Below are 22893 nucleotides of genomic sequence, written 5' to 3'. Positions count from 1 at the left end.
GACACGGAATACCTTGTCGTAGACATCACTTTATTGAACGAACCGCGACCTTTTAATTAGCTTCATTATTATTACACCTCTATTGGAATAAGAATTTTATGATTAATATTCCTAAATTAAGCAAAATTGACTTTTTAGTTTTGATTGCTGTTGCCACAATTGGTATTATACATTTACCTTTTCCATTTTCAGGAGATCAAGCACTATTTACAACAGGTGCTTTGGAGATGCAACAAGGAAAGATCCTCTATCGAGATTTTTGGGATTTAAAGCAACCTGGAATTTATTACTTTTACTTTTTGGCAGGAAATTTATTTGGTTTTAATGAGATTGGTATCCATATATTTGAACTTATTTATATGATGCTTTTTTCTATAATATTGCAACTGACACTCAAACCTTATTTTCAGCATCCGATAATAGCCAGTTTAGTCCCATTGTTAACAGTTGGTGTTTACTATATTTCTTCATATCATCTGCAACTTACTCAAGTAGAAGGGCTAGTTGGGTTTCCTTTATTTTTATGTCTTTGGCTGACTTATCAATCTTTTGATTTTGAAGGCAAGCAAAAATTTTTTCAACTTTTACTTTCAGGCTTTGTAGGTGGAATTGTATTAATATTTAAATTAATATTTTTGCCCATTATACTTGCTTTTTGGCTAACTATATTACTTCATTCTGTATTGATAAAACATCATAAATTTAAAAAACTTGTTATTGAAATTTTCTTGCCCATTTTTATCGGAATTATTTTTCCTATTTTAGGTGTAGTCAGCTACTTTGTCTCCGTTGACAGTTTAGCAATTGTATATAAGACATTTTTTGTATATCCAAGTCAGGTGGTTGCTAATGGCACATTTAGTATATCTAAGTTACTTTTTGGAACAGCATGGTTTTTAAAGAGTTTTATAACTTTAATTTTCCTAGCTATTGTTGCAATAAATGTCTCATTGCGTCAAAATAAAAATTTATTAACTTTGCTATTTGTTGTTTGGTTTATTTTTGGACTAGCTATTATTTTTTTGCAAACTAGATCGCTGTGGAGCTATCATTATTTACTGCTATTTGTACCCACAGGTATTTTAGCAGCGAAAGGTTTAGATATATTATGGCAGCCTTTTAAAGAATCGAATTCACGAATAATTAAAATTATAATACCAATTTTATTTTTATTACCTTTATTATTTAATTTGCAATCAAAGATTATTGCTTTAGTTCAGAATAATTTTGCGTTAACTAAAGATACGCAATTGCAATATCAGGCTGCATTTAGAAAAGACTATGCATTGCTTCGTTCAGAGGTTGAGTTTCTCTCTCAACCAGGAAATTTAGCTGGTGAGATTTTTGTTGCAGGTGATCCTTCTATTTACTACTTATCTAGACGGACTCAAGCAACATCATTAAATGCATGGTCACTTGAATTATTTCTATCTGAACAATGGCCCCAACTTTTGGGTGAGTTAGATTCATCCAAACCTGCTTATATATTTATTTTTGATAACTATCAGTCCCTGATTAAAAAAGAGTTTCCAAAAATTTTAGAATTGATTGATCAAAGATATCGGATATTATCTAAAAGCAATGACGGTATTTGGTATATTTTAAACTGAAAAGACGATATTACAGTAATCTGTTCGCAGACAAAATCTTTACCAGAGAGTTGTTGTGCAAGTTCCCGATTTGATATTAAAATCAACTCTATCGCTTCCCGTAGGCTTTCTCTAGCTTCTTCCAGAGTTATTTATTGGACATTAGCACCGGGTAACTCTTGAACGTAGCCAACATACCAATCATCTATCTTTTCAAATACAGCAGTAAAAAATTTTCCATATTCAACCCCAAATACTTTACTTTGAGTCTATAGCTAGACTGAATTAAATCACAACCCCCTCCAACTCTTCATCTGTCAATTCATATAATTGCCGCAACTTATCCAACTTATCACCATCAGCTTCCCAGAAACCCCGCCCATACGCTTCCAACATTCTCCCTAAAATATTGCGGAAAGCTTCAGGATTTGCCTTGCGTAATTTCTCCGCCATCTCTGCATCTAACGCATAAGTATCAGCCGCTTGATCATAAACCCAATCATCGGTAAAATCGGCAGTACCACCCCAACCAATCAACGCCGTCATCCGTTGGGAAATTTCAAAAGCACCACCAGAACCTTGATTTGCCATCGCTTGCGCCCATTTGGGATTTACCAACTTAGTGCGGTACTCCATTCGCAGCAAATCATCTAAATTGCGGGGTGTAGTATCCTTCGAGAAACTTTCTACAAAACTGGTTGTAACCTTCTTACCGCCTTGTTTTTCTGCTGCCCTTTTCAAACCACCGGTATTGGCGTAATATTCTTGAATATCAGTTAAACCATATTCTACCGAATCGATTTCTTGAACAATGCGATCGCTAGTTTTTAACAAAGTATTCAACACTTCCGGTCTAGCTTGACCTTTATCCTCTCTCCCGTAGCTGAATACATTGCGACTTTGCCAAGTATTCCCCAACTCTTCACCAGATTCCCAGTTACCATCAACCACGCGATCGTTCACCAAAGAACCAAAATCACCCGTCGGATTAGAAAACAATCTCGCCGATGCATTTTCTACACCTTGGGCTTTTAAAGCCAAAGCGTGTTTCCTAATAAAATTCCGATCTTCCGGTTCATCAGCATCAGCCGCCCGTTGAAATAAATCATCTAATAATTCGATAATATTTACAAAACTATCGCGGAAAATCCCAGACAAATTACCCAACACATCAACACGGGGATGTCCAACTTCCGCCAACGGCTTCAACTCATAACGAACAATTCTACCAGTTCCTTCCTTAACAGGTTCAGCCCCCACCAATTCCAACAGAATCCCCAAAGATTCACCCTTAGTTTTAATCGCATCCAATCCCCAAAGCATCACCGCCACCGTTTCTGGATATTTCCCATACTCATCCAAATGCTGCACAATAATTTTTTGAGCAACTTCTCGCCCCCGTTCATAGGCCGCAGGCGAAGGCATCCGATAAGGATCTAAAGCATGAATATTCCTCCCAGTCGGCAAAACCCCAGCCCCATCCCTTAACAAATCCCCACCTGGCGCAGGCGGAATATACTCTCCATTCAACCCCCTCAACAAATTCGTCAACTCATCCGTAGACTGCATCAACAAATCCCTTATTTGCTTTTCCTCCTCTTCTCTTCCTTCTTTGCGTTCTTTGCGCCTTTGCGGTTCGTTTTCTTCCTCCTCCCCTCCAAAATAAGCTTCCAAATAAGATCCCAACTCCTCCGCACTCGGCCTTTCCCCCAAAGTATGCAACCCCGAAGAAAACAACCGATTTTCTAAAACCTGCAAATATTCATACAACTCCACCAAATAATCATCAAAAGCGCGATCGCTAAACATCCGAACATTCTCTGGAGTAAACGCAATCCCCAACCGTTTAGCATCCTCAAACGGACAATCAGCATCCAACCCAGAATCTACAATTTTCTTACAAATCCCTTCCTTCAACACATAATTCTTTTGTGGATCTTCCCGATACTCCGAAATCAAATCACGCAACGCCACCAATTCCTTATACAAACCTGCCCGCCCATAAGGAGGCACATTATGAGAAATTAATACACCATAACCGCGACGTTTTGCCAACATTGATTCAGAAGGATTATTCGCCGCATATATATAGAGATTAGGCAGATTTCCTAACAAAATATCCGACCAAGAATAACCCGTGTTCCCCAACGGAGAACCAGGCAACCATTCCACCGTTCCATGCATTCCAAAATGAACCAAAGCATCAGCTTGAAACTCATTTTGCAGCCATTTATAATAAGCAGCATATTGGGGATGAGGCGTTAAATCTCGTTCAAACATTAAGCGCATCGGGTCGCCTTGTAACCCCAAAGGTGGTTGTACACCTATCCAGACATTGCCTAATTGCACACCACCAATTTGAAACTCATCGCCATAAGTTTTAATACCAGTTTCCGTCAGAGATTTCCATTGTTTTTCAATACGGGAAGTTTGCAAATATCCCAGCCATTTTTCTAAAGTGCGAACATTAACAGATACAGGGATTTTTGGATCATCAAAAGATTCATCTGCCTCTTTTACCCAGCGAATCAATTCTTCCCCATCTTCCGGCAAATCTCCGACAGTGTAACCTTGTTCTTTAAGTGCGTGGAGAAACTTCAGCAAGCTACGCGGCACATTTAATAATGCAGCCGTTCCCACAGCACCATAACCTGGCGGAAATCCATATAAAACGATCGCAATTTTGCGTTCCGATGTAGGTTTTTGTCGCAAAGCTACCCAACTTTTCACCCTATCAATTAATCGCTGCACGCGTTCGGGAACCAGATAAATATTTTCGCCTACCAAACCACCAAGAGGAACAGTATCAATTGCCCCATCTAATTCTGGTAAGGCGTATAACACAACACTTTGCAATCCGCCGACACCTTGGCGCGTCCACGAGTGAATATCTTGAATTAATAGTGGTGCAGCAACAATATAAGGTACATTTTTGGCAGTGAGGATGCGCTTTGCTACTTCCACCTGACGGCCGGCTTCCATTGAACCAGCCGGGCCACCCACCAGAGGAAAGCCAATTGTGGAAACGATCGCATCTACTTTAACTGCTTCACTTGAAAGTGAGGGTGTCTCTATATTACCTAGTTGTCGTTGCTGAATTTCATGGTCGGTTGTCATTAAATCTCGTACCGCCACATGTCCTTCTACACCGTTGATGAAGATGGGTAAAGGAGTTAAACCGGCTGCTTCAAAACGGCGAATTAGTTGAGGAATGTATGGTTGTTTGGTGATTACGTGTTTGCGGTAGAGGAGAATTCCGATAATCGGTTTTGTAGAGACGCGATTCATCGCGTCTATTGGGAAGACGCGATGAATCGCGTCTCTACAATGGGTTTTATGCCATTCTAAATAGTCGCGGGGTGATTCAAAAAATCCTGGATAATCGGGGTGGAGTAATCCGATGTTGGGGGTTTCGATTGGCGGGGGAATGTCGCCGACTTTTAAATCTAAGTATTTTTCCGCTAGTGTCCAAAATAATGAAGCGACGTTTTCTGAACCGCCGGCATTCCAATAACCATAGATAATTAACCAGTTACGTAAGTCTTGGACTTTTTGCACTGGGACATATTTCAATAATTTAGGGCCAATTTTTAAGAAGCTGATGTAACCAGCAAGTTTATCTTCCTCTCGGCCGTTGCTAAATTTGTCGAGGATAAATTTAACTGGTTTGGGCATTCCTTTGGGTTTGTCGCCAATGGCAAAGTCACCTATCTTGGTTAAACTCATCAATTCTAAGGCTGACTCAAAGACTAGGCGGATGGGAATTTGGGAAATGCGATCGCGCAACCACACAACCTGGTCATAATCAAATAGTAGGCTACCGAAAAAAACATCAGCGCCATCAAGTGCTGCTTCTACTTCGGCGCGTTGACTGGTAAGATTGCGATCGCTAAATACCTGAATATCCAACTCAGGACAGCGAGAGTTAGCCAAAAAAGCTGCTTTCCTGTACAAGTCAGCGTTGAATGATTCAAACCCAGCAACCAAGACGATGCGTTTCATGCCTGTAAACTAAGAAATATTTCTTTACTTAAATCTTAAACGTGCTTTCAGCATGATTGTTAAATATCTACCCACAAATTTCTGTCAATAATTCCTTGAGGTAGCTAGGGTATCAGCATCACCAATGTTCATTGATGGAATTCTCCAGCAGCTTCACAAAATTTAAAGATCCCATATTGAGCAGTTTATCTGATTAATCTTCCACAGGTGTCTCGAAACTATTCACGTATTCTTTAATACTGTAAAGCAGTATGTGTTAGCTGCTCAGGGTTAACAACAAGCCAAAGGAAGAGTCTGTAAAGGGTTTACGACTCTATAACGCCACGTTAACATCATGAGGTACGTTCAGCTTAGGGATGTGAGCATCTAACTAGTACAGCACGGGGGAAATAAACCATCCATTTCAAATCTATGAAACGCTTACGCTGTATTCATTTTTAATCTTTAACTTTTAATTTTTAATTTCGCCTTGCGGTACTAAGTACATTTTTCATGGCTTTATACTTTTCTAAAGCGTTATTATCTGAATAATGGAGGCAATAGATGCATTTAAGTTTATAAGAAGAATTCAGAACTCAGGAGTAAGAATGGGCTAAACCTTAGCTAATCGCTAACAGGTATGAATTATGTACGAGTGGGTGACGAATATTGGTTTTAACCTCGCCCCTAGTGGACGAAAAGAATTAAAATATTCTTGCCTTAAAACTCTATCCCTTTATGAGTAGAGTATTCTGACTCCTGAATTCTGAATTCAGACTCCTGTTTTATTGCAAAAATTAACTTGTTATTTTCGATTTTTATAAATTATAATAATTGTGTTTTTGGCTACAGCATACTTATAAATTAGTAAATTTTACCACGTAAAGTTTACTGTTCAGGTTCGCAGAAAAACTTGTTTTGTTTAGCAGCGTAGTAATGCTTAAAAGAATGCAGACATTGCTAAAAAGTATTTCAACAATGTTATTAACAAAACTTTTTCTATAAAATTGAAAGAGTTTGGAAGTAGTGTAAAAATAAGTAAATTGAGGATAAAATCATGAAATTTGGAATTGATAGCGGGCATAATTGTCCACCAGATACAGGAGCCAGAGGAATTAAATTTGAGGATAATTTAACTCTAGATGTAGGTAATAGAGTTATAGCCAAGTTAAGAGCTTTAGGCAATGAAGTTGTAGTATGTAGACCGAGTAGTGCTAGTACAGTCCGTGACTCACTCTCAAAAAGGTGTTCTACAGCTAATGGGAGTAAAGTAGATATTTACGTCTCGATTCATTTTAATGCTTTTAACAATCAAGCTAATGGTACAGAAGTATTTGCAACTAGCGATACAGGCAGAAAAATTGCTAAACCTGTATTAGATGAAATCGTCAAATTGGGATTTTTTAATCGCGGTGTTAAGAGTGGTTCCCATTTGTATGTTCTGAAAAATACAGATATGCCTGCAATTCTTGTAGAATGTTGCTTCATCGATTCACAAAAAGATATGAATCTTTTTAATCCTGAAGCAATGGCTAATGCGATCGTCAAAGGCTTAACTGGTACACTGCCAAGCACTCCTGTTAAACCTGTACCAGATGAAGAAGAGAATATAGATACAACTGTTCTCAGACTGCAAAAAGCCTTAAATCGACTCAAAATAACCGATAGAAATGGTAAGGCATTAGTGGAAGATGGTTTCACTGGGGCTAACACCAAATCTGCTGTAGAAAAATTTCAGACTATTGTCGGAGTTCAGGCAACTGGAATTGCTGACGCAACTACATGGAATGCCATAAATCTAATATTGGCAAAACGAATTATCAGACCAAATCATGCTGGTGGTGCAGTTGTGAGATATTTGCAATACCGTTTAGGTGTCGATAACGATGGCGTTTACGGGCCGCAAACAGAGGTTGTAGTCAAGAACTTTCAAAAGCAAAATGGTTTAGATGCTGATGGAATTGTTGGGCCTGCTAGCTGGCAGAAATTAATTGGTTAGATTGAGGGATAAATATTCTTGGTAGTTGGCGCATTAGCATCGCGCTGGGTTGTAGAGATGCGAAATTTCGCATCTCTACAAGCTTTGGATAACAAACCTTTAATAATAAACGCGCATAGTGTGGCCGGTATTTTATAGCACAAGCCTTGGTGGTTAGGACATCAACAAATAATGAAACTTAGACACAAAAAGACTTTTCACCCAGTCCCCAGTCCCTAGTCCCTTGCTATAACTCAGCACTCTGAACTCATCACTCAGCACTTTTCATGATAAATAGTTAAATTCTTCTTCAATAGTTCAGAGTAATTCGGTGGTATCATTGTATCCAAATAATACCGTAATTTTGTTTAGATATAGAATTGTATCGCCCTGCCAAAGAAAGATTGTTTCTGAAAGGAGTTTGCTGCAATGTCCACAACACCAACTACTCGACTAATTTTAGAGACTTTACTCCCGCATCTCAAAGTAGCAGCAGCTTATGCCAATTTTCTGCAACCAAAAATTGCTGCACTTCCCGCCAAAGGAGAAGGAAACAACTTTTTTAGTGCTGCACTTACTGATGCGGATGTGGCTATTCAAAATCTAGTAGAAGTAGTATTACTGGGCACTTTTCCAAAGATTCGCTTTTTTGGTGAAGAGTATGCAAGTTCTAACAACACCAAGTATTTTCGCGCTACCGATCTCGGTTCAGAAGGTGATTATTTAGTTACACTCGATCCGATTGATGGCACGAAGTTTTACATGGATGGACATTCTAATTACCAAATTATTCTCAGTATTTTAAATTCGGATGATTTTGAAGCAGCGATCGCCATTTCTCCTGCCCAAAACATTTATTTTTATGCCCTTCGAGGTGAAGGTGCTTTTAAAGGGACTCTAGACATGAGCCTAGAAGCCTGTGCCCCATTACACATAACATCTGCCAAACCTGCTATTTTGTTGGGATGGGCGATTAATTCTATTGGACATTTACTAAAAGATCGATATCAAGTGATTGATATAGCGAATGATTACTCTAGTGATATTCAAATTCCTAATCTTAATGGTATTCTCACTGGTGACTTAAGTGGAGCAGTGATTAAATCGGGTAAATTTATTGATGTTGCTGCACTCGCTTTTATTGCGAAAGAGGCTGGTTGGATTGTAACAACTCTGGACGGTTCGACTTTACCGCCATTGCATACTTGTAAAAACTATAGTCTGCCTGGATTGATAATAGCTAACTCAAAATCTGTTCATCAAGATTTACTGAAAGCGATACAAAGCCTACCTGTTTGAGGGTAAATAAGTAGTTAATTATTTGCTAACTATCCCTAAACAAAATGAAAATCTGTATTGTTGGCGCGGGTGCGATTGGTGGATATTTAGGGGCAAAACTGGCACTTGCAGGTGAAGCAGTGACGTTGATTGCGCGTGGTTCTCATTTGGAAGCAATTCAAAAAAATGGGCTGAAGTTACTCATGGCAGACGGTTCTAGCCAAATTGCTACTCCAATAGCAACTAGCGATATTGAGGAAGCAGGGCCGCAAGATGTAGTAATTTTAACTGTTAAGGCTCACAGTGTTCCGGCGATCGCACCTCTTCTCCCAGCACTCTACCATCCTCACACAATGGTGGTGACAGCCCAAAATGGCGTTCCTTGGTGGTATTTTCGTCAGCATGGCGGTGAGTATGAAGGTACGCGGATTCAATCTGTCGATCCAGATGGGATTATTGAAACTAGTATCGGTGCTGAACGCGCCATCGGTTGTGTTGTTTACCCGGCAACTGAGATAATTGAACCAGGTGTGATTAAGCATATTGAAGGCGATCGCTTTACTCTTGGTGAAATCGATGGGAGTAAAAGCGATCGCATCCAATTATTGGCACAGGCTTTAAAACAGGCAGGATTCAAAGCCCCAATCCGCAATCAAATTCGCACGGAAATTTGGATTAAGTTGTGGGGTAATGTGGCGTTTAATCCCATCAGTGCGCTGACTGGTGCTACTTTAGAGGATATTTGCCGCTATCCCCTCACCCGCGAACTAGCGCGGCTTATGATGAGTGAAACTCAAGCGATCGCAGAAAATTTGGGTATAAAGTTTGGCATCACTTTAGAACAGCGAATTAATGGGGCAGAAAATGTTGGTGCCCATAAAACCTCAATGTTACAAGATATTGAAGCTGGACGCGCTACGGAGATAGATGCTATTGTTGGCGCGGTGGCCGAATTGGGAAAACTCACTCAAATTCCCACGCCTTATATTGATGCGATTTATGCCAGCGTTAAGCTGCTGGAAGCGACTAAAGTCAGAATTTGACAGTCCCGAAGTTCTTATGGGATTAAGCAGAGGCTTTACTATGCATTAATTAGCACTTGTAAGCCAATGCAATGGCATTGCAAGTCGATACATTAGCATTGCAAGTCGATGCAATGGCATTGCAAGTTGATACATTAGCATTGTAAGTCGATGCATTAGCATTGCAGAGCAAATGATATAAGGAAATATTTAGAAAATTTGTGTGTACACCATAGCCATTTAGCGGACATGATATAGCACAAGACTTGGTGGTTAAGACATCAACAAACGATGAAACTTAGACACAAAAAGACTTTTCACCCAGTCACTAGTCCCCAGTCCCTTGCTATATCACAGGTATTATTTGCTCGATTGATGTAATCAGTTTAAGGTGCAGAATATTTTATGAAGAGAAAAAAAGGATGGCTATTAACGATACTGGTTGTAGCAGCAGTAGGAATCAGCATCATCACAGGACATATTAATTCTCTAAAGGCTGCTTCATCTTTAGGTAAAGACACGCTGACGATGATTACTTCCCCGGATTATCCGCCTTATGAGTTTTATGATACGAAAGGAGGCGAACGCCAAATCGTTGGCTTTGATATAGATATTGCCAAAACCCTTGCTGAAAAATTAGGGTTTAAACTTCAAATAATGGAATCCGATTTTAATGGATTAATACCTGCACTCCAAGCAAATCGCGCTGACTTTGTAATGGCTGGGATGACTCCGACTCCAGAACGTCAGAAAAATATTGATTTCTCAATTATTTATTACGAAGCTAAGGATACAATTGTCGCTCCTAAAGGTAGCAATCTGAAACAGCCCCAAGATTTATTAGGAAAAAAGGTTGGGGTACAACTGGGAACGATACAAGAACAAAATGCTCAGAAAATTGCGAAAAAAGTTACGGGTATTCAACTAAAGCAACTCAACAGAGTGCCGGAAGTAGTTCAGGAAATCAAATCTGGACGAATTGATGCAGCAATTGTTGAGGATACCGTCGCTAAGGGATTTGCCCAAGCTAATCCAGATTTAGAATTTAATACAATTCCTTCAAAGGAAGCGAGTGGATCTGCGATCGCTTTTCCCAAAGGTTCTTCTTTTGTAGAACCATTTAACAAAGTCCTTCAACAAATGAAGGACAATGGCACATTGGCTAAACTAGTAACCAAGTGGTTTTCAGAGAATACCACCGCCAATTCTGCATCCTCAACTCCTGCCAAAGGCGGATTGAATCTCGACTTCACTAGAATCCTTCCCGACATTCCCTTTATTCTTCGAGGAATCCCTTTAACTTTGTTGTTCACGCTATTATCTGTATCCTTGGGGTTAATCTGGGGAACAATCCTATCTCTATTAAAAATTCTCGGCATCAAGCCGCTTACCTGGGTTGCTAATGCCTACACCTCTGTTTTTCGAGGCACACCTTTGTTATTACAATTGGCATTGGTTTACTACGCAACACCCCAGCTTACAGGCTATGACATTTCCGCATTACAAGCTGGGGTGCTAACTTTTACCTTGAATTCTGGCGCTTATATGTCGGAAACCATCAGAGGTGGAATTCAGGCGGTGGATAAAGGGCAAAGTGAAGCGGCGATGTCTATGGGTGTTCCCTATTGGTTGATGATGTGGGATGTGATTTTACCCCAAGCATTGAAGAACATTCTCCCCGCATTGGTAAATGAAACTATCGGACTGCTTAAAGATTCCGCGCTGGTGTCAACTATTGGCGTAGTGGAAATATTACGCAGCGCTCAAATCGTTGGTGCAAACAAGTATATTTATTTTGAACCACTGCTATTTGCAGGGTTAATCTACTATGTTTTAGTAATGGGTATGACCTTGGGTGCATCGGCTTTAGAAAGGAGGTTACGGCAAAGTGAATAATGTAGTAATTCGCACGGAATTTTTATGTAAATCCTTTGGCAAACTCGACGTACTCAAAGATATTTCCACTGAGTTTTACCAGGGGGAAGTGGTTGCGATACTAGGCCCTTCTGGTTCAGGGAAGTCTACCTTTCTGCGATGCATAAACTTACTAGAACAACCCACAAGGGGAAGAATCTACTTTAACGAGCAAGAAATTACCAATCCCAAGGCAAACATCGCAAAGGTACGTCAGCATTTGGTGATGGTATTTCAACATTTTAATTTGTTTCCCCACATGAATGTGCTGCAAAATGTCACCTACGCACCGATAAAGGTGAAAGGAATAAACAAGCAAAAAGCAGAACAACATGGCTTAGAATTGCTGGCTAAGGTAGGTTTAGAAGAAAAAGTGTCTGTCTATCCATCTAAACTATCGGGGGGACAGAAACAGCGAGTAGCGATCGCCCGTGCATTAGCAATGGAACCTGAGATGATTTTGTTTGATGAACCCACCTCTGCACTAGATCCCGAAATGGTTAAGGATGTGCTGGAGGTGATGAAAGATTTAGCGCTATCTGGGATGACAATGGCGATCGTTACCCATGAAATGGGCTTTGCAAAAGAAGTTGCCAATCGGATTATGTTCCTCGACCAGGGAAGTTTAGCAGAAGATGCTACTCCTGGCGAGTTTTTCCAAAATCCCCAGTGCGATCGCGCCAAGCAGTTCTTAGAAAAAATGCTTTAGAACAATTGAAATTCGCCGCTTTTTTTGTATTCTTGAAACTTTTCCAAAACGGGGCGATCGTTTGGCATTAACATCGGTAAGTCAGTCCAATCAAAGAATTCCAGCGCCAGCGATTCTCCATCTAAGCAAGCGAGACTACCTGACCATTCAACGGCTCGTAAAATTAAAATGTAGTTTTGGACGCGATCGCCATTAGGATAAGTTACAGCTTCAAAGGCTGGGTTGGAAGAAAATCCCACAGCTTGAAAACGCTTAACCGTTAAACCAGTTTCCTCAAAAACCTCTCGTGCTGAACATTCTTCGGCAGATTCACCGACTTCAGGACAGCCACCAGGTAGCCCCCAAAGTTTGAAATCACTCCGCTTTTGCAATAAAACGCGCCCCAAGTTATCCTCAATGATCACACGTGTGCCAAATAATAGAAGTAAGCGATCGCCTACAACTTGTCGTAACTTGCCCAGATAAGAGTCTGACCAATTCGCCATAATCTTAGATAAATTCTAAAGGTAGCAAATAGCATCTAAATTTACTTCAGTGTTTGTACATCTACTATATGAACTTCTGCCTATTTATCATTGATATTCAAAATGGATTTATCACTCAAGATACAAGCCATATTCCACAAAGGGTTAAATCCTTATTAGAGCAGAATTTATTTGAACACGTCATCTTCACAAAATTTATAAATACGCCTAACAGTCCTTATGTCAAATATTTGAATTGGCATAATCTCATATCACTAGTTGAGCAAAAAATTGTGGATGAAATTGAACCATTTGCTCAAGTAACTTTTGATAAAACTATATATACTGCTTGTAACGAAGAGACACTTAATTTCCTAAATAACAATAATATCCAAAAAGTATTTATTTGTGGTTTGGATACTGATTCTTGTGTTTTAAAAACTGCTATTGATTTATTTGAAAACAATATTAACCCTTATGTTTTAGAATATTACTCAGCATCAACGGGAGGCGATCAATTTCATCAAGCAGGTCTTTTAGTATTAAGTCAGATGATTGGGATAAATAATATTGTAACTGAACCTCTAGATAAACAGAATCTAAATAAATACTTAGAGTTGGTATAGGATTACTATTTGATTTTTGAACAAAATTAGGTATCGTAGCGTGTGTTAGAACGGAGTTTGTAACGCACTATTATCACGTGTTTGATGCCGTACTCTTTGCGCTCACATCCTACGTATATTTTCTCCAAATCAAACCGGATTCTTATATAAGAGTTTTATGGTTTCAAGCCACATTCCGCAGGTACGATGTTTATAAAGAAAATCTAAAGGTAGCAAATAGCGATCGCCTGAAAACAGGATAATGCAGCTGAACTGTCAAATCCTTCTCATTTAACCTAAAACTATGGCATCTACACCTAAAATCCTCGCCTTTGCCGGCAGCGCCCGGATTGATTCTTACAACAAAAAATTGGTAAAAATAGCGGCGGCTGGCGCTAGAGCAGCAGGCGCAGAAGTGACTTATATAGACTTCCGCGATTTGCCTCTACCTCTGTATGATGAAGATTTGGAAGCTCAAGAAGGACTACCTACCAACGCCCGGACTTTAAAGGATTTGTTGATTTCTCATCAAGGATTGCTCATTGCTTCACCGGAATATAACAGTTCACTCACAGCAGTTTTGAAGAACGCTATTGATTGGGCATCCCGTCCAGCCCCAAATGAAGCGCCATTGGCTGCTTTTGCAGGTAAGGTTGCTGCCATTATGAGCGCTTCTCCAGGCGCTCTTGGTGGTTTGCGGGGGTTGGTTCACCTGCGGTCTATTTTAGGAAACATCAAAGTTTTGGTACTACCCGATCAAATTGCAGTAACTAAAGCTTACGAAGCCTTTAATCCTGATGGCACGTTAGTAGATCCTAAACAGCAAGAATCTATTGAAAAGTTAGGCGAGGGCTTAACAAAAATATTGCTGAAGCTCAACTAAATTGTTCAGGTGTTCAGTAAATAGCGAACACCTATCATTAAATACAGATTTTGGGGTATGAAAGCGTGGCTACTACTTTCTATTACCTTCAACCTCGACCTGGTGATAGTAGCAGTTTCTAGATTACCGACTGTTTAAATCAATCGGAAATCTGAGCATTTCAATTCTCACAAATCATAAATTAATATTCTTGAACAAAATTGATTTTGGTAGCATCCCATGTACACCTTTGTGGGGACTATTCACAACTTGAGTGATGTGAAAATTCACAGCTAAACTACACAATACATAAGCATCTTCTGGCGACAAATTTGCAAAGCGTTCCAGAAAATCAATCATGTTTTTTAAAGCAAATTCCAAGGCTTCATCTAAGGTTTGAGCAAACCCCATTGTAATAATATGAGTTGGAGTTTCGGCAATTGGTGTTGTTAGGTGTAAATCCTTACGAAGTTTGAGGGTAATTGTACCATTCATGGAAGTTTCAATGGCAGTAACATTTACCTCGCCATCTCCTTGTGCAGAATGTCCATCACCAATAGAAAATAATGCACCTGGTACGAAAATTGGCAAAAATAAACGAGAACCAGCAAGTAATTCCCGATTGTCGATATTACCGCCGTAAGAACCTGGTGGGACAGAAGTTCGAGAGGTTTCTGGAGTAGCGACACCAAGAATTCCAAAAAACGGTTTGAGGGGAATTTTTATACCAGCACCAGCCGGAAATTCAGCGATATTGTTGACTAAATCTAGAGGGATGAATCTCAAAGCAGGTTGAGAAAACTGATGTGGTAAAGCTCCCCAACCTGTACGAATAGCATTGAAGCCAACAGGTAAACTAGGTGCGATCGCATTTAATTGTACTTCTAAAACATCACCTGGTTCGGCATCGCGCACATAAATCGGCCCTGTGAGTAAATGCGGCCCCCCAGCAATTTTGCGTTCTGGTAGAAGATTTTGGCAGATGTCGAGAAATTCTGGTGTGACAAATTCAGGTGGTGCTTTGTCATAAACATAGTAACCAGTATAAGTTTCCACATCAACTGTATCGCCTGAATCAATAATGAGTGCTGGTTCTAATAGATGGGAGAAACCACCCAGATGTACGGTTTCCTTTGATGCTTTTAAAATATGGTGAGTCACGTCGCTTCGCTCCAATTAAAAATTAAAAATTAAAAATTAAAAATACCCATAAATAAATTTACTTGCTTTAGATCATGAGTCTGTTTCGGTCATATTATATCTGGCTAATCACTTAATAAAAAAAACTCTTTGTGTCAGAGCGTCACCATTAATTAAGTATTTAAGCTTTTTTTCATTTTCCGTCAAGCTTCAGATGAAAGGATGCCTACTAGTACTTGTACCAAATCTTCTAAACCTTCAGGAACACGATAAAGTTTAATATCTTCTGTAATTAGCTTTTGTTGTCTATCAAGTGTACCAAATTTCCAGTCATCTCCATTAGTCACTGCGCCAAATAAAATTGATGATTGCTCATCTAGAGTCCTATCCAGAGCTATTAATTCTACTGCTAGCTGTGTAAACCCTCTTCTAATATCTGATTGTTTTGCTTCAATCACCAATAAAGAGTTAGATTTATGTAAATAATAATCTAAAGTACCTTTGAGCTTTTCATCTATATTAATTGGATACTCACTATATAGTTGAGCTTTTGTCTGATCGCAGATTTCAGCAAGGATAGGAGCAATCATAAATTCTCTGATTGATATCTCAGCCGTCGGGTTAAAAAGTTTTATATTACGCTGTAAGTAATTTTGTAAAAATCCTAAATAGCTAACTTCACCAAAGTATCTTGGTAATTCTAGTTCTGTGCGATCGTAGTTGTACTCAAATTCAGCTACTACATCAATTGTTGGATTAGGCAACAAAAAGTATTGACTAAAAGTGTAACTTTGATCGGGTTTTAAAATCCTATATTTAGTCATGAGTTTTATTCTGAATGAATTACACCGGAGATATTAAGAATTACAATTAATAATTGATATGATTATCTCAAAATTTGCTAAACTTCAACTTTGGGGATAGCAAATACAAACAATTTGAGCAGGGAATTTGGAGGGGGTTGCAGAGTGGCTGATGATGAACGTATAGTCAATGCACAACGGATACATCCCAAAGACTTTTCATGGAGATTATGGCCTGTTCTGCCACTTTACCCTTATGGCAGGCGGCAAACAATCCGTAAAGAAGTGGTTAAGGACACAATCTGGAATTTTGACCAGATTCAGGGCATTTTCTACGTAGTTGTGCCGATTCGCATGACTGTTGTTAAGCTCGAAACCGGGGGTCTTCTCATCTATGCACCTGTTGCACCAACTCCAGAGTGCATTCGGCTTGTGAATGAGTTGGTGGTGGAACATGGTAGTGTTAAGTATATTATTCTGCCGACTATCTCCGGTATAGAACATAAGGTTTTTGTCGGCCCCTTCGCTAGATACTTTCCGACTGCACAGGTGTTTGTGGCTCCCCATCAGTGGAGTTTTCCGCTAAATTTGCCCCTTAGCTGGCTTGGTTTACCCCGAAAACGGACTCAGGTACTCCCTGAAGATAGTAGCAAAACACCCTTTGCTGATGAGTTCGATTATGCAATGCTAGGCCCCATCGAGCTTGGCCCTGGTCGATTTGCGGAGGTTGCTTTTTTTCACAAGCGATCGCATACTCTTTTAGTAACAGATTCAGTACTTTCGATCCCAGAAGATCCACCTGCGATCGTTCTATTAGATCCATATCCCCTATTATTCCATGCCAAAGATCGGGCTTCTGATATTGTTGCAGACATTCAAGTAAATCGCCGTAAGGGTTGGCAGCGCATTTGTCTATTTGCTTTGTACTTTCAACCAAGCGCACTACATATACCCCAATGGAGTCAGGTGTTGCAAGATGCCTTCAAAGCCCCAGAACGCTCAAGAAAAGCGTATTTTGGATTGTACCCCTTTACATGGCATCCCGATTGGCTGCGATCGTTTGATGCTCTACGAGGGAATGGGCGGTTGTTTGTCGCACCAATTTTACAGACGCTCATTCTCAACCGCGCACCCAAGGAAACCATTGAATGGGCTGATAAAGTTGCAAGTTGGAATTTCCAGTGGATTATTCCCTGTCACTTTGATTCACCAATTAAAGCCGAACCGCATCAGTTTCGCCAAGCTTTCTCTTTTTTGGAAAAGCAGTCTGCTGTTAATGAGGGTTTATTTAGCAGCAGTAGCTATCCCTTACCAGAAGTGGATTTTCAAACACTTAGAGAAATTGATGCAGGTTTGAATAAATTTGGTATTGTGCCAGCAGCAAAGGAGAAAGTGTAGAACCTAATTAAACATATTTGAGGGTAGGAGGCAGAAGGCAGGAGGCAGAAACATTTTATATCTGATTCTTAGTCATACATTTTTTGTACCTCATTTATTTGCAAAGTGGTGTATCTAAGTGTTTATTTTGAGAAACGGATTCTTGAGGCTTAATGTTTGATTCCCTTAAATTGTTCTTATCCAAAAAAATAAATAGTTTAGTGTTATGTCTCTAGATAGATGATTTATATTTATAAACCCATCTCAGGGTAAATAGAATAAGCGTAAGTGAGATGATAAAATCTTTTAACAAAGAAAAATCACTTAAGCAAGAGTAAATAAATATATGTTTAGCATACTTTGGGGTGTTGTTGTTGTACTGATTGCTTTTTGGGCATTAGGACTGGTATTTCATATTGCGGGAAGTTTAATTCATGCAGTATTACTTTTAGCTATTGGGCTTGCAATTTACAACTTTTTAAAAGGACGTGATGTGTAAATGAATCAGTCATGAAAATCCAAATCTAGTATTCAGATACGAAATGAGCTTTCTGGATGGTTTGAAGCTCAAATTTGTATATTTCAGTAATAGTAATTACGCAAAGTTCGCTAAAAAAGACTTTGGTGATAGGTCAATAATATTCACTCAATAATAGTGATTGTGACCAGTTTTAATTAAAACAGGACTTACGCAAGAACCCTCTAAAACTCTTATTCCTTTGCGTCCTTTGCGGTTCGTTTTATCATGATTTTGCGTAAGTCCTATAAAAATGTAAAATTAAGATTTGATTCTTAAATTTTTAATTAATAATTTTGAATTTTTAATTGGAGCAAAGCGACTTGACGTTTCTGGTAATTTTGAAGGCTTAACGTTTGATTCCCTTAAAACGTTCTTGCGCGGCTTGAAATGCTTCTTGCATTACTAACTGAATTCTTTGGGGATCGGGTTTTTTACCTCCCATTAAATCACCAAAGTAAACGCAGGCTGCTTCCCCTAGCGCCCAGGTGTAGGCGGCTGCCCAAGATGCTGCGATCGCACTGCCAAAACCTGGTATAAATTTAATTAACTCCCGTGCAATTGCCTGTGCTACAAAACCACCTGCGATCGCACTCACAACACCTCCTGCCTGTGATGGTGTAATTGTCTGTCCATATAATTTACCCAACAGACCCACCATTGATACTTGCAATGCAGTGAGTACAGGCATTGTGGCAAAGGGCAAAGGTACAGCCGCGAGGGTCGCAGACATAATCGCAAATGGCAAAATATAACGGCGTGCAGCATCTCGATAAAGATTACCAAGTTGTTTCCCAGCTTCTTCTTGGTCTAATAGCTGATAAATCGCTTCGGCTTCTGCTTGTGGGAGTACTTCTGCCAAGGAATCTCTAAGTGCTTCTAAGCCATAAAATACCGGATTATAGCCATCTTCTTCTAAGGTAAAATCAATAAGTACCGAGCGGTCAGTTATTCCTGCGAAAGCTTGCTGCATTGCGGCGAATGCGCGGTTGATTTCCTCATAATCTGGCGGATAGGCAGGATGATCGACGGTATTGGCAGGATAAACCTCATGCAAGCAGGTAACTACTAACAAGCAGGGAATATTTGGATACTTCTGGCGCAACTGTTGAGCAATTTGTCGGAGTGTGTCAGTTGCAAAATCATTGATTTTGACCGTCAACAGGAGGATTCTGGCGGAACGAGTTTCCTTTTGTAAATCGCCAACTAACTCCTGAATGATTAATTCAGTATCTTGGTTGACATCGCCTAGCCCCACCGTATCAGTAAAAACTAGTAACGGCAGGTCATTGGAAGGATAGGCATAGCGCTGCGTGTGTTGTGTGTGCGGACGAAATCCTTGACCGATAATTTCAGCCGAAACTCCAGTCAATCCCCGCACGATTGAACTTTTTCCGGCTTGGGGTTTACCAATTAGCAGTGCTTCTGTGGTTGGCAGTTCGGCTCGAATTTTCTCTAAAATCTCTGCAACCTGAGTTTCACTCACACTAAACCATTCAACAACCGTTTGTGCCACTTGTTCTACGGGTAGCAGTTGGGTTAAACGTGTTGTTGTTTTGTTCCAGACACCACCAATGCGATTTGTCCAGGAATTATCCACCGACTTGGTAGTTGCTCCATCAGTCGGTTTACTCAATTCCTGAGAATCAGTTAACGGCAAGTCAGCATCACGTTGCTCAGTCATTTCCATCCAAACGTAGAAGACCCTCTCACTAATCTTATAGCGATTCTCAAAGGGATAACTAGTATCGTTAGTAGTGTTATGAGCCTGGGCAAAGCTAAGGCTTCTTTCATGACTTGCTCAACAGAAGTTTTTTTCTCCAACGAAACACTCCGTATGTACCAATGACAAATGACCAATGACAAATGACAAATGACTACTTTATCAAATCAACGATCGCTTTCACCAATACATCTGGATCTACTGGTTTAGAAATATGCATTTGAAATCCGGCTGCTAGTGCTTGCTGCTGATTCATTTCACCAGCATAAGCTGTCAGAGCGATCGCGGGTACATGTCCTCCTTCTTGGGGCGATCGCGCCCTCACTTCCCGCATCAGCATATAACCGTCTGTTTTTGGCATTCCAATATCGCTGATTAAAACGTCTGGAATCGATTCAGACAGTGCTTTTAATGCTTCCTGTGCTGAAGATACGGCGGTTACTTCTACACCATAATCTTGCAAAATGAAGCTCACTAAGTCGCGGATATCTGGTTCATCATCTACCACTAAAACTTGAGTGTTTGAAAGCAGCGAGGATTCAGGATCGCAATCGAAAGACTCATTTTCTTCTCCCCTAACTTGTTCGCTTCTCACCAAAAGCGGTAACTCAACACTGAAAGTTGCACCCAATCCTTCTCCAAGACTTTCGGCTTGAACTTTTCCTCCATGCATTTCTACAACCTTACGCACGATGGCTAATCCTAAACCTAGTCCGCCAAATGTGCGGGTAGTTGTACCATCAGCTTGGCGAAAGTAATCAAATACATAAGGTAAAAAGTCTGGGTTAATTCCCTTACCTGTATCGCTGACTTGAATTTGAATCTGATTGCCAACTTCCAGGAGTCGAATTTCTACCCGTCCTTCTGCTGGTGTAAATTTTACCGCATTAGAAAGCAGGTTCCACACAACTTGCTGGAGCCGATTTGGATCGCCCATAACTTGCCCTAAATTGGGATCAAATATGGTCTGAATTTGAATTGAATTAGCTTCTGCTGCAAGTCGTACCGTTTCTAGTGCTGCTTCAACTACCATTACCAAACTCACTGGACAGACATTTAAGTTTAATTTTCCTTGAAGGATACGAGACACATCCAACAAATCTTCAATTAACTGGGTTTGTAATTTGGCGTTGCGTTCAATGGTTTCTAAAGCGCGGTTAGTAGTGTGTTCATCAAACTTGCGAGTCCGCAACATTTTCGACCATCCCAGAATAGAGTTTAACGGAGTTCGTAGTTCGTGGGAGAGAACTGCTAGAAACTCATCTTTAATTTTATTGGCGATCTCTGCTTGTTGACGTGCTGTTTTTTCGCATTCGAGGAGGCGATCGCATTCTTTTTCAGCCAATTTGCGATCGGTAATATCTAGTACAAAAGCAACACCGTTGTCTTCGGAGTCGTTCAGCAAAGCTATGCCCAAAACAATTGGTACTCGCTTTCCGTCGCGGTGAATATATTCTTTCTCGAAAATTTTGGAAACTCCAGTAGTTTGCACCTCTAAAATGGCGCGATCGTCTAAATGCTTGTATTCAATTGGAGTGATTTCTTGCCAATTAATTTTACCTAAAGTCGCAAACTCTTCATGAGTATAGCCAGCTAATTGTAGAAAGGCATCATTAGCATCAATAATGAAGCCATCTATATTCCAAAAAGCGACCCCAATTAGGTTAGACTCAAACAACCGCCGAAATCGCGCTTCACTTTCACGTAATGATTTTTCTGCTCGTTTGTGTTCGGTAATGTCACGAGAAACAATAATTACGCCTTCAATACTTTGGTCTAAATTCCGTAATGCGGTAATAATGTATTCATAATAATGCATCCCATCAGCAGTTACATATTTACACTCATCCTTGATTGGCTGCCCTGTTTTCATCACAGCTTGTCGTTGATTCTCTACCTGTTCTACAAGGTCTGTAGGTAAATCCAGTTCATGCAAAGTTTTTCCGACAATATCCTGGGGTTGAAAACCTAATATAGTAGCTGCATCATGACTGACATATTGATAGCAACCTTCGCGATTAAAGATGTAAATATGATCGACTGAGGCGGTGAGAATGGCATTTAAAATATTTGCCTGTTCTTGAACTTGAGTTGTTAGTTCACGAGTACTTTCTACTGCCTGCTTGCACACAGTAGTTTCCATGCAAACACCGATCATTCGCACGGGTTGTCCGCGATCGTCATAGATAAATTTTCCCTTAGCAGAAATCCAATGTACACTTTGGTCTGAGCGAACTATCCGAAATTCATCGTTGTAATCAGTTTTTTGTGCCAAAGCCTGGCTAATGCCTTGCATTACAGATTGCTTATCATCAGGATAAACGCACTTCTGAAATGTCTCATAAGGCCCATCAAAATTACTTGGAATTACACCAAAAAGCAGTTCATAATTTCCAGACCAGATGACTTTGTTGGTTAAAACATTCCAATCCCACAAACCCATCTGGGAAACATCTAAAGCTAACCTTAGCCGTTCTTCACTTTCCCTGTAAATTATTTCTAGTTGCTGCCGTTCTGCAATTTCTTGTTGAAAGTGCTGTAAAATCGCCGTCACATTTTCTGGCGCATTTAAGCCTGTGGATTTACCCTGTTCCAGATGATATTCAATATCATCATTGCTTACTTGATTAGGGAGATTTTGTGCCGTTAATGCTAGTTGAATTCTTGTTTTTGTTAATTGTTCTTCAAGTGCTGCTTGCCTTTGCTGATAAAAGATTTCTGATTGCTCTAACTCAGCTATGCGCTGCCGTAAAACTGCTAATTCATCAGTAAATTTCGAGTTAATTTTATCAATATTTGGCATCTGCATACACTGCCTATAACTAAATAACATAGACTTGAAGAGTAGGCATCCCCTAGTTATATAAGTATGGATTTTTAAGCTCCAAATGGAATCTGTCAAAAGGCACATAGGAGTCTTAGCCAAAAGAT

At 39.9% G+C, this 22893-nt stretch carries 16 protein-coding genes; 10 read left to right on the top strand and 6 right to left on the bottom strand.

What is annotated here, in order from left to right; translation table 11 throughout:
• Positions 1-98: 98 nt before the first annotated feature.
• Positions 99-1610, top strand: coding sequence for a glycosyltransferase family 39 protein (locus RMZ41_RS25075; protein WP_322644017.1), 1512 nt, complete (start codon positions 99-101; stop codon positions 1608-1610).
• A 264-nt stretch (positions 1611-1874) separates the two neighbouring features.
• On the opposite strand, the gene bchH is transcribed toward RMZ41_RS25075, so the two are convergent.
• The gene (gene bchH, locus RMZ41_RS25070; RefSeq protein ID WP_322644016.1) at positions 1875-5591 is read right to left on the bottom strand and encodes a magnesium chelatase subunit H; all 3717 of its coding nucleotides are present in this window, start codon (positions 5589-5591) and stop codon (positions 1875-1877) included.
• Between the two features lie 1036 nt (positions 5592-6627).
• Between bchH and RMZ41_RS25065 the strand changes: the two genes are divergently transcribed.
• From RMZ41_RS25065 to RMZ41_RS25045, 5 genes are all read left to right on the top strand, one after another.
• Positions 6628-7569: an N-acetylmuramoyl-L-alanine amidase gene (locus RMZ41_RS25065; RefSeq protein ID WP_322644015.1), complete on the top strand. Its 942-nt coding sequence runs from the start codon at positions 6628-6630 to the stop codon at positions 7567-7569.
• Between the two features lie 408 nt (positions 7570-7977).
• Positions 7978-8847, top strand: coding sequence for an inositol monophosphatase family protein (locus RMZ41_RS25060; protein ID WP_322644014.1), 870 nt, complete (start codon positions 7978-7980; stop codon positions 8845-8847).
• Positions 8848-8891: 44 nt separating this feature from the next.
• The gene (locus RMZ41_RS25055) at positions 8892-9869 is read left to right on the top strand and encodes a 2-dehydropantoate 2-reductase (protein ID WP_322644013.1); all 978 of its coding nucleotides are present in this window, start codon (positions 8892-8894) and stop codon (positions 9867-9869) included.
• A 384-nt stretch (positions 9870-10253) separates the two neighbouring features.
• The gene (locus RMZ41_RS25050) at positions 10254-11744 is read left to right on the top strand and encodes an ABC transporter permease subunit (RefSeq protein ID WP_322644012.1); all 1491 of its coding nucleotides are present in this window, start codon (positions 10254-10256) and stop codon (positions 11742-11744) included.
• Positions 11737-12471: an amino acid ABC transporter ATP-binding protein gene (locus RMZ41_RS25045; RefSeq protein ID WP_322644011.1), complete on the top strand. Its 735-nt coding sequence runs from the start codon at positions 11737-11739 to the stop codon at positions 12469-12471. Before RMZ41_RS25050 ends, RMZ41_RS25045 begins: the two co-directional genes overlap by 8 nt.
• Here the strand turns inward: RMZ41_RS25045 and RMZ41_RS25040 are convergent.
• Positions 12468-12956, bottom strand: coding sequence for an NUDIX hydrolase (locus RMZ41_RS25040; RefSeq protein ID WP_322644010.1), 489 nt, complete (start codon positions 12954-12956; stop codon positions 12468-12470). The genes RMZ41_RS25045 and RMZ41_RS25040 overlap by 4 nt on opposite strands.
• 68 nt (positions 12957-13024) lie before the next feature.
• Between RMZ41_RS25040 and RMZ41_RS25035 the strand changes: the two genes are divergently transcribed.
• Complete coding sequence (locus tag RMZ41_RS25035; RefSeq protein WP_322644009.1) at positions 13025-13561, top strand: isochorismatase family cysteine hydrolase; 537 nt, start codon at positions 13025-13027, stop codon at positions 13559-13561.
• 283 nt (positions 13562-13844) lie between these two features.
• Positions 13845-14423 (top strand): NAD(P)H-dependent oxidoreductase, encoded by a 579-nt coding sequence (locus tag RMZ41_RS25030; protein ID WP_322644008.1) that lies wholly within the window; start codon positions 13845-13847, stop codon positions 14421-14423.
• Between the two features lie 174 nt (positions 14424-14597).
• Here RMZ41_RS25030 and RMZ41_RS25025 read toward each other — a convergent pair whose 3' ends face one another.
• Together RMZ41_RS25025 and RMZ41_RS25020 are read right to left on the bottom strand one after the other, a co-directional pair.
• On the bottom strand, positions 14598-15563 hold the full coding sequence (locus tag RMZ41_RS25025; RefSeq protein ID WP_322644007.1) for an acetamidase/formamidase family protein: 966 nt from the start codon (positions 15561-15563) through the stop codon (positions 14598-14600).
• Between the two features lie 182 nt (positions 15564-15745).
• On the bottom strand, positions 15746-16366 hold the full coding sequence (locus RMZ41_RS25020; protein ID WP_322644006.1) for a hypothetical protein: 621 nt from the start codon (positions 16364-16366) through the stop codon (positions 15746-15748).
• A 144-nt stretch (positions 16367-16510) separates the two neighbouring features.
• Here RMZ41_RS25020 and RMZ41_RS25015 point away from each other — a divergent pair, with 144 nt between their 5' ends.
• Together RMZ41_RS25015 and RMZ41_RS25010 are read left to right on the top strand one after the other, a co-directional pair.
• Complete coding sequence (locus RMZ41_RS25015) at positions 16511-17743, top strand: DUF4336 domain-containing protein (protein ID WP_322644005.1); 1233 nt, start codon at positions 16511-16513, stop codon at positions 17741-17743.
• A gap of 325 nt (positions 17744-18068) precedes the next feature.
• A complete protein-coding gene (locus RMZ41_RS25010) occupies positions 18069-18221 on the top strand; it encodes a lmo0937 family membrane protein (RefSeq protein ID WP_322644004.1) in 153 nt (50 codons plus the stop codon).
• Between the two features lie 367 nt (positions 18222-18588).
• Here RMZ41_RS25010 and RMZ41_RS25005 read toward each other — a convergent pair whose 3' ends face one another.
• Positions 18589-19923 carry a 50S ribosome-binding GTPase gene (locus RMZ41_RS25005; RefSeq protein WP_322644003.1) on the bottom strand — a complete coding sequence of 445 codons (1335 nt, stop codon included), beginning with the start codon at positions 19921-19923 and terminating at the stop codon, positions 18589-18591.
• A gap of 193 nt (positions 19924-20116) precedes the next feature.
• Positions 20117-22765 (bottom strand): PAS domain S-box protein, encoded by a 2649-nt coding sequence (locus tag RMZ41_RS25000; RefSeq protein ID WP_322644002.1) that lies wholly within the window; start codon positions 22763-22765, stop codon positions 20117-20119.
• Positions 22766-22893 lie beyond the last annotated feature (128 nt).

It is taken from the genome of Nostoc sp. DedVER02 (genome assembly GCF_034530675.2).
Lineage (GTDB): Bacteria > Cyanobacteriota > Cyanobacteriia > Cyanobacteriales > Nostocaceae > Nostoc.
The sequence above is the reverse complement of the archived record's forward strand: the minus strand, read 5'-3'. Positions and strand labels throughout refer to the sequence as shown.

Coding starts and splice junctions, on each gene's coding strand:
- RMZ41_RS25075 (WP_322644017.1), top strand. CDS start 99: ATGATTAATATTCCTAAATTAAGCAAAATTGACTTTTTAGTTTTGATT.
- bchH (WP_322644016.1), bottom strand. CDS start 5,591: ATGAAACGCATCGTCTTGGTTGCTGGGTTTGAATCATTCAACGCTGAC.
- RMZ41_RS25065 (WP_322644015.1), top strand. CDS start 6,628: ATGAAATTTGGAATTGATAGCGGGCATAATTGTCCACCAGATACAGGA.
- RMZ41_RS25060 (WP_322644014.1), top strand. CDS start 7,978: ATGTCCACAACACCAACTACTCGACTAATTTTAGAGACTTTACTCCCG.
- RMZ41_RS25055 (WP_322644013.1), top strand. CDS start 8,892: ATGAAAATCTGTATTGTTGGCGCGGGTGCGATTGGTGGATATTTAGGG.
- RMZ41_RS25050 (WP_322644012.1), top strand. CDS start 10,254: ATGAAGAGAAAAAAAGGATGGCTATTAACGATACTGGTTGTAGCAGCA.
- RMZ41_RS25040 (WP_322644010.1), bottom strand. CDS start 12,956: ATGGCGAATTGGTCAGACTCTTATCTGGGCAAGTTACGACAAGTTGTA.
- RMZ41_RS25035 (WP_322644009.1), top strand. CDS start 13,025: ATGAACTTCTGCCTATTTATCATTGATATTCAAAATGGATTTATCACT.
- RMZ41_RS25030 (WP_322644008.1), top strand. CDS start 13,845: ATGGCATCTACACCTAAAATCCTCGCCTTTGCCGGCAGCGCCCGGATT.
- RMZ41_RS25020 (WP_322644006.1), bottom strand. CDS start 16,366: ATGACTAAATATAGGATTTTAAAACCCGATCAAAGTTACACTTTTAGT.
- RMZ41_RS25010 (WP_322644004.1), top strand. CDS start 18,069: ATGTTTAGCATACTTTGGGGTGTTGTTGTTGTACTGATTGCTTTTTGG.
- RMZ41_RS25005 (WP_322644003.1), bottom strand. CDS start 19,923: ATGACTGAGCAACGTGATGCTGACTTGCCGTTAACTGATTCTCAGGAA.
- RMZ41_RS25000 (WP_322644002.1), bottom strand. CDS start 22,765: ATGCCAAATATTGATAAAATTAACTCGAAATTTACTGATGAATTAGCA.